Annotated in this window: 4 protein-coding genes; 3 read left to right on the forward strand and 1 reads right to left on the reverse strand. The window is 35.2% G+C overall.

The features are described 5' to 3' along the window. The first annotated feature begins 108 nt into the window (after positions 1-108). Positions 109-2,277: a YheC/YheD family protein gene (locus tag FG384_RS15795; RefSeq protein ID WP_142643665.1), complete on the forward strand. Its 2,169-nt coding sequence runs from the start codon at positions 109-111 to the stop codon at positions 2,275-2,277. A 436-nt stretch (positions 2,278-2,713) separates the two neighbouring features. Here the strand turns inward: FG384_RS15795 and FG384_RS15800 are convergent, their stop codons facing one another. Continuing rightward, positions 2,714-3,934 carry an ATP-grasp domain-containing protein gene (locus FG384_RS15800; protein ID WP_205961811.1) on the reverse strand — a complete coding sequence of 407 codons (1,221 nt, stop codon included), beginning with the start codon at positions 3,932-3,934 and terminating at the stop codon, positions 2,714-2,716. A 150-nt stretch (positions 3,935-4,084) separates the two neighbouring features. Between FG384_RS15800 and FG384_RS15805 the strand changes: the two genes are divergently transcribed. Beyond that, positions 4,085-5,476, forward strand: coding sequence for a Mur ligase family protein (locus FG384_RS15805; RefSeq protein WP_240793450.1), 1,392 nt, complete (start codon positions 4,085-4,087; stop codon positions 5,474-5,476). Positions 5,477-5,664: 188 nt separating this feature from the next. After that, positions 5,665-7,056, forward strand: a complete 1,392-nt coding sequence (locus FG384_RS15810) for a Mur ligase family protein (protein WP_240793451.1) — start codon at positions 5,665-5,667, stop codon at positions 7,054-7,056. Positions 7,057-7,457: the final 401 nt, after the last annotated feature.

Consider the following 7,457-nt stretch of genomic DNA (forward strand, 5'->3'; position numbering starts at 1 on the left):
TCTATTATTTTTACTAGAATTTTATAAAACTGAACGTTCGCCCTTATGCAGAATAGGAAGACTGAATTTAATAAATATATCAATGCACAGTATAAAGGAGAATATAAAATGACATTAATAGGAATGTTACATCATCGTAGAGACCCCAAAACCGTCATTAAGTCTTATGCCTATGCTGCAGTTGCCCAGGCGGAGGGGCTAAAATTTTTCTACTTTTCACCGGGAACAGTGAATTTCGTAAACCGATCCATTAGAGGCCAAGTATATGAAAATGGTAGCTGGCAAGAGAGAGTTATGCCTTTTCCAGATGTTATTTACAATGCGGGTAGTCCTGAAAAACTAGCAAAATCGAAACCAATTATTGAAAAGTTGAAAAAGGAAATTCCGTTTACTACTAACTCGATAGGTAACAAATGGAATATAAATGAACGACTAAAGGAAGCAAAGGAATTTTCGAATTACTTAATCCCTTCTGAAGTTGTAAAGAATGTGGAAACTTTCTTTAAATTTGTTGCATCTTTTCATAAAGTAGTTTTTAAGCCCATAGATGGAAGAAAGGGGAAAGGTATTTACTTCATTTCTAGTGTGAAAAATGGGTATGAAGTTAGGAAGGATTCCAACAATGAATTCTATTCTAAACAACAGCTAATAGAGTTTTTGGAAGAGAAGCTTTCAACCGGAACTTTTATTATTCAACCATATATTCAATCTGTCACAAAATCTGGGCATGTATATGATTTTAGGCTTCATGTCCAAAAAAACGGGGAAGGTAAGTGGGTAATTACAACGATTTTTCCGCGGATTGCTCCTAAGGGATCCATCATACCAAATATTAATAATGGCGGCTACACGAACTACTTAGATCCATTTTTACAGCAGGAGTTTAAAAAAGAAGCGTTTAATATTAAACGTATGTTGGAGCATTTTTCTTTGTCCTTAGCTAATCACTTAGATAATATCCAAATGGTAAAATACGGAGAAGTTATTGACGAAATCGGAATTGACATTGGGTTAGATGAGCACCTGAAAATTTGGATATATGAAGTTAACTGGCGCCCAGGATGTCCACCTGCATTTTACCTAGAATTAGACGTAGTAATTCATACTATCCAATATGCAAAATTTATAGCAGAAAACCAAGCTAAAATCAAAAGAGAAATAGGCACATTAAAGAGGAAAAATATTGAGAAAAAAGGAAAAATACCAATAATTGCAATAACAGGGAGTGCTGGTAAAACAACATCAAAGGCTTTTCTTGCATCAATTTTATCAAAAAAGTGGAATGTATTTGAGTCAAAAGATTATTGGAATACGACAGAACATACGAAAAAACATGCAGACGAGATTAATGACACTCATGAAGCGGTTGTACTAGAGTATGGGATGGCCTATCCAGGTGTCATTAAAGAACATTGTAGCATCATTCAGCCTACACTTAGTATTGTAACGAACATAGGACTCGCGCATGTTGGAAACTTTGACAGTGATATTAAAGGAGTTGCACATGCCAAATCAGAACTAATCCATGGTATGGATCAGGAAGGTGTTCTCGTATTAAACAAGGATGATGAAAACTCTAAGTATTTGGAGACGGAACAATTCAAAGGAAAAATAATGACAGTTGGTATAAAATCTTCAGCTAATTATAGGGCATATGACGTTAAGTATAAAGAGAATGGTATGAGCTTCAAGATGAAGCTACAACGACAAGAAATTGAGTTGTTTATACCTATTTTAGGGGAGCATCATGTTTATAATGCGTTAAATGCAATTGCTATTGCTGATTACTTAGGCTTTACACCAATGGAAATAAAGGCCGGACTTATTTTTAAAAAGCCACCAAGAAGATTAACTATTTACAACTGTCGAGACAATATTACCGTAATTGATGATACTGTTCATTCGCATCCTCAAGGAGTGCGTGCAGCACTTGATGTTCTATCTAATATAGGAAAACATCGAACAATAGCTATTATTGGACAGATGAGAGAGTTGGGAAATTTAAGGGAGGAAGAATACCGTAAAGTTGGAGAGTATGTTCATGAAAAAAATATTGATATTTTAATCACCTACGGATTTCGGACAGAAGAAATTGGTGCTCAAGCAAAAGTAAAAGGATTTCCTCCTAAAAATATTTATCATTTTATCCAAAAAGAAGAATTACATGAATTATTGGATAAGATTGTGAAGAAAAACGATACAATTTTAGTCAAAGGAGCAAGTAAAACCAATATGTTTGATACGGTTAAGTATTTAGATGATACATTTAAAGAATAATTCAACAAAGACCTGAATAACAGATCGTAACTAGATCTATTATTCAGGTTTTATTTATAAATAAGAAAGTATAAAAACTTGGTATGTAATGAACACAGGAATCATGGCCTTTTTCAAAGGATTCCGTTACAAGCGGACGCTTTCCGCTGGCGTTGTCTCAGTCTCACCGCTATGAGGCCGCTGAAAAAGTGTTATTCTAATAAATTTTCTATCAAATAGTTGTTAAGAGAATTTATCGCTTTGGCATTCGCTTTCAGCGGGCGAGCGACGAGCCTCCTCCTTCGTGCGGGGTCTCGTCTGTCTCGCTTTACCGCAGGAGTCTCATGCGTCGCGCTAAATTATCTAAAATAAATACAGCAAATAGTTCCTACAAAAATACTAAATTTTTCGGAAAAGGGATAAAAAAAGAGCACCTACAAAGTAAGGTGTCTCCAGTTTATTCCTCTTTTAAATGAAATATAATTTCTTTTGCAGCAGCATTTGCACGTTGTTTAGCTTCTTCTAGAGTACTTCCCTCAGCAATTACATAAGCGTATCTATGCCCCATTGATAATGGGGGGGTTAGTAGAGTTCCTTTTTTAGGCTTCACGTATACATCAATAACGCCAGGTAATTTTTTTGCCCTGGCTTTTCCGGTCACTTTTTCTAAAATTCCCTTCTTAGTAGCTATAACGTATTTCGTAAAAACATACTTTTTATGTTTAGGTGTAATGGAAGGACTCTTCCCTAAAAATAACTTAAGTGTTTCTTCCACTAAACTAAATCCAAAAGCAGCTTGTATCATTTTATTCATAGCACCTCCAGAAATTCTAGGGTTAATCTCGATAAGCTTCCAACCATTTTTAGATAAACGAATCTCAAGGTGTAGTGCTCCAGTTTCAATTCCAAACTCTTGGATGATTGAATTTAGTACTTCTTCAATTCCTTTTCTAATTCTTTCCGGAACTTTTGCGAGTACTCCATATCCAGTAATGATAAATCTCCTGCCCCTTGTTATTTCTTGTTCCATAATTCCTGCAATACTGGCTTTATGATTAATAACAAGTGCCTCTACTAAATATTGTTTTCCTACTATATATTCTTCTATCATAATCGATTCATCTGGATTTTTTTTACGTAAATTTTCAAATTGTTTTATTAGTTGCTCTTTTCCCCTTGCCAAAAATACGTCTTTAGAGCCCGTTGATATTGGCGATTTTACAATAATCGGAAAATCCAACTGTTCATATATTGTTTTAGTAGGAATCGATTCATTTGGTTTAATCGAGAAAAATTTAGGCGTATAAGGTTTATCTTTTAGTGATAATCGAGTTTCTTCTTTGTTTTCCATTATTTCAATGGCTTTTGACAAAGTATAATTATGACAGAATTCATCACAAAGAATGGATGCAAGATGAACATACGGATCAGTAAAACTAATAATATTTTTTATTTCCATTCCTTTGGATTGTAACTTTGCAACTTCCTCTCTCATTTTTTCCAGATTATGTGTATTCACAAAAATCATTTTATGAACATCTTTGTACTCTTCCCTTTGTTGTATTTGCTTTTCATTATTAGTGAAAAGAATAGTGAAGTACCCCAACTCCTCAGCTGCTTTAATAGCTTCTCTGCTGGATCCGGATTTATTTGTACTAATGAAAATAATTGCTTTCAAACGTTTCACTCCCTACAGTAAGCTCCTATTTACGACTCTTTCTATATGTATGACGGGCACTTACTTTGACCTAGTTATGTATCACGCAATTAAAGGCAGTTTATACAATCAACTTTACTAAAATCACATATTATAGAAAGAGAGAGGAGTGTGAAAAAAACTATGAAACCCCATACGGTCGGCGATATAAGAACGATCATATCTGGTGAGTTGATGCAAGGTTCAGATGAAGTGGAAGTCCACTATGGTGCATACCGTCTAAAACAAATTAAGAATCAAAATACAATTCTTTTTACAGATAAGCGAATTGTAAATTGGAAAAGCTTAATGAAATATTTTCCTTTAGTGCTTGCAACTGATTGGAAGTATAGTAAGTCAGAAATACCAGAGAATCTGACGATTATACATGTACCAAATTTAGAAGAAGCCTATTGGAAATTTGTGCACTACTACCGAAGTCAATTTAATCTACCAGTTGTTGCTATCACAGGGACTGCTGGAAAAACAACAACAAAAGAAATGATCAAGCATATTCTTTCGACAGATAAAAAAGTAACTTCAACCATTCTTACAAGTAATTCTAGGACAGCCTCACTGCAATATCTTTTGAGTATAGAGGAGGATACCGAAGCGGCGATTTTCGAAACAGCTGTTGGTTCGCCCGGAGATGTATTAAAAGCAGGAGAATATTTTAAACCTACCATCGGAATTATTACGAATATTGGAGCGCATCACCTTAATTATTGCAATACGTTAGAGGGCTATATTCAGGCAAAAGGAGAAATGGTTAAAATCATTGACCCGAAAGGTGTACTAATTATTAATGCAGAGGATATTAATACAAGTAAGATTGATGTTAAAAGTTTTGCAGGTAGGGTCATAAAGGTTGGAACTCATTGGTCTTGCCATTTCAGAGCTTGTAATATTAAATACCATCAAGATGGTATGCAGTTTAGTGTCAAGCATAAGAGGCGGAATTATCAAATGTTTGTACCAGGATTTGGAGAGCATCAAGTCTATAACGCACTTGCTGCAATAGCGGCTGTTTACGAAATGGGGGTAACTATTCCAGAAGCTGCAGTTCAGTTAAAAACATTTCGAAAATATAATAAGCAACTTCAAGTAGTAGATGGCATAAATGACTCTGTGATTATCGATGATACATGGAGTATTACAACGACTTCATTGGAAGCTGCTTTAAAAGTATTAAATGAAATTGGTAAAGAGAAAAAGAAGGTTGCAATTTTAGGGACAATTACGGATTTGGGATCTTGGGGATACACTATTCATGAACAAGCAGGTGAGTTAATTTATCGGATAGGAGTGGATGTACTCATTACCGTAGGTGAACATGCAAGTATAATGGCTGATCACGCGGTGAAGCTCGGTTTTAGCTCCCCAGTTTATAAATTCAGGAATGAAGTCCTCGTTTTAAATCTACTAAGTAAAATATTAGACTCCAATACCATTGTCCTCATTAAAGGAGATATGTATAGTCAACCCATAATTGAATTAGCTTCAAAATTGCGGAAGAAGAAATAGTCCCCGATGAACAAGATTATAAGGTTAAATTGGGAAGTTGAGATGGACAAACACTGTGCCCCTTTAATATTTCCCAAAAAAAAAATACAGTTTCTTACTATTTTAATAATGATTTTGATGTATGTTCACATCATAAACCCAATCATCAAGAAATTGCTTTTCATACTATACAAGGGGAAGGAGGGGTAATGTTGAAACCTTTACGTGTGAAAGACATCCGGAACTTACTTCAAGGTGAAATAATAAGTGGTTCCGAAAATTGGAGTGTAAGTGATGCTATTTATTATAATCGGCATGAGCTTACAAAACGAAATTCGCTCATGTTTGTTAGTAGAAGTGATTCTATTAACTGGCATGAAATTAATAATAAGGGACCTTCTCTTGTGATTTCTGATAAGCCTTCCTCTGAATTGAAAAATGCACTGTCGGATACTACTGTCATTAAAGTTAGAAGCCTAGTACAGGCATATTGGAAATTTTTAGATTATTATCGAAACCTTTTTAAAATCCCAGTAGTGGCTATAACAGGTACATGTGGTAAAACAACTACGAAAGAAATGATCAAACACATTTTAAGTAAAGACTGGAATGTCCAGGCATCCTTTAGTAGTAAAAATGAACCGCGTCAATCCTTTCCTTACTTGACTGGAATTGATGGAAATACAGAAGCAGCTGTTTTTGAACTTGGATTAGGAAATACAGGAAATATTAAACATCAGTGTATGATTTATCAGCCTACGATTGGAATTATTACAACTATTGGTGTTCATCATTTAGATGGTTGTGGAAATTTGGAAGGATATATAAAAGCGAAGTCCGAAATAGTGGATGGGATAAAGCAAGACGGTACACTAATATTAAATGCGGATGATACGAATATAAAAAAAGTCCCTTTACATTCATTTAAAGGAAAGATCATCTATTTTGGGGTAAATGAGAAGTCACATATTAGGGCTTCCAATATTAGATTTACAAAGAATGGAATGGACTTCCAGGTTCATTTTTCGGATAAAAAATATAAAGCATTTATACCGGGATATGGTGAACATCAAGTGTATAACGCACTTGCTGCACTTGCTGCAGTAAACGAAATGGGCATGGATATAAGTGAAGCAATCTCACGTTTAACAACCTATAAAAATATGGCCAGACACCTTGAATTTTCAAGTGGAATGGGAGGAAGTACAATTATAGATGATACGTGGACAAATAATCCTACGTCAGTTGAGGCTGCATTAAAGGTGCTAGATTCTATTGGAAAGGGCAAAAATGTCATACTTGTACTTGGCGATATTAAAAGATTAGGAAATTTTGAAAAGAAATATCACCGTGAGATTGGAAGTATGGTTGCGCAAAGAGACATTCATACACTCATTACAATTGGAAGTAAGGCAGAAGATATAGCAATTCAAGCAAAAAAAGATGGGACAAAGGCGAATGTCTATTCTTTTAAAGACGTCAATGGTGTGATGGATATCCTAAAACCAATGCTCGACAATCGCGCTGTTTTGCTTATCAAAGGCCCAATGTCTAGCAGATCTATGATAAGCTTTGCAAATAGTTTAAAAGAGAATAATTAACTATGAATGCTTCAGACTGTAGACAACTCTAAAAAGTTGACTACAGTCTTTTTATTTTTATATAGGATAGATTAGGATTTCCGAAAATTCTATCCATCACCTCGGTTATTTTTCAGAGAACGTTGATTGGAGCGGAGGGCGACGACTCCTGCGGGAATAGCGTGAGTCTTGAGACCCTGCAAGGAGCATAGCGACTGAAGAGGCTCAAGCCACGCCCGCGGAAAGCGTTCGCGCGCAGCGGAAATCACAGATTTCCATCATTATTTCATTTTAAATAAAACATACTAAGATTAGTAGTGCAGACCAAGGCATTGGTTCGTACTACTATTTTTTATATAGTAAAAGTGAAGAATAGGTCGAAGTCTTTTTGGGATCTTGAATCCGTTATTAAAACAGACCTA

It is taken from the genome of Psychrobacillus vulpis (assembly GCF_006861825.1).
GTDB classification, from domain to species: Bacteria; Bacillota; Bacilli; order Bacillales_A; family Planococcaceae; genus Psychrobacillus; species Psychrobacillus vulpis.

Coding starts and splice junctions, on each gene's coding strand:
- FG384_RS15795 (WP_142643665.1), top strand. CDS start 109: ATGACATTAATAGGAATGTTACATCATCGTAGAGACCCCAAAACCGTC.
- FG384_RS15810 (WP_240793451.1), top strand. CDS start 5,665: ATGTTGAAACCTTTACGTGTGAAAGACATCCGGAACTTACTTCAAGGT.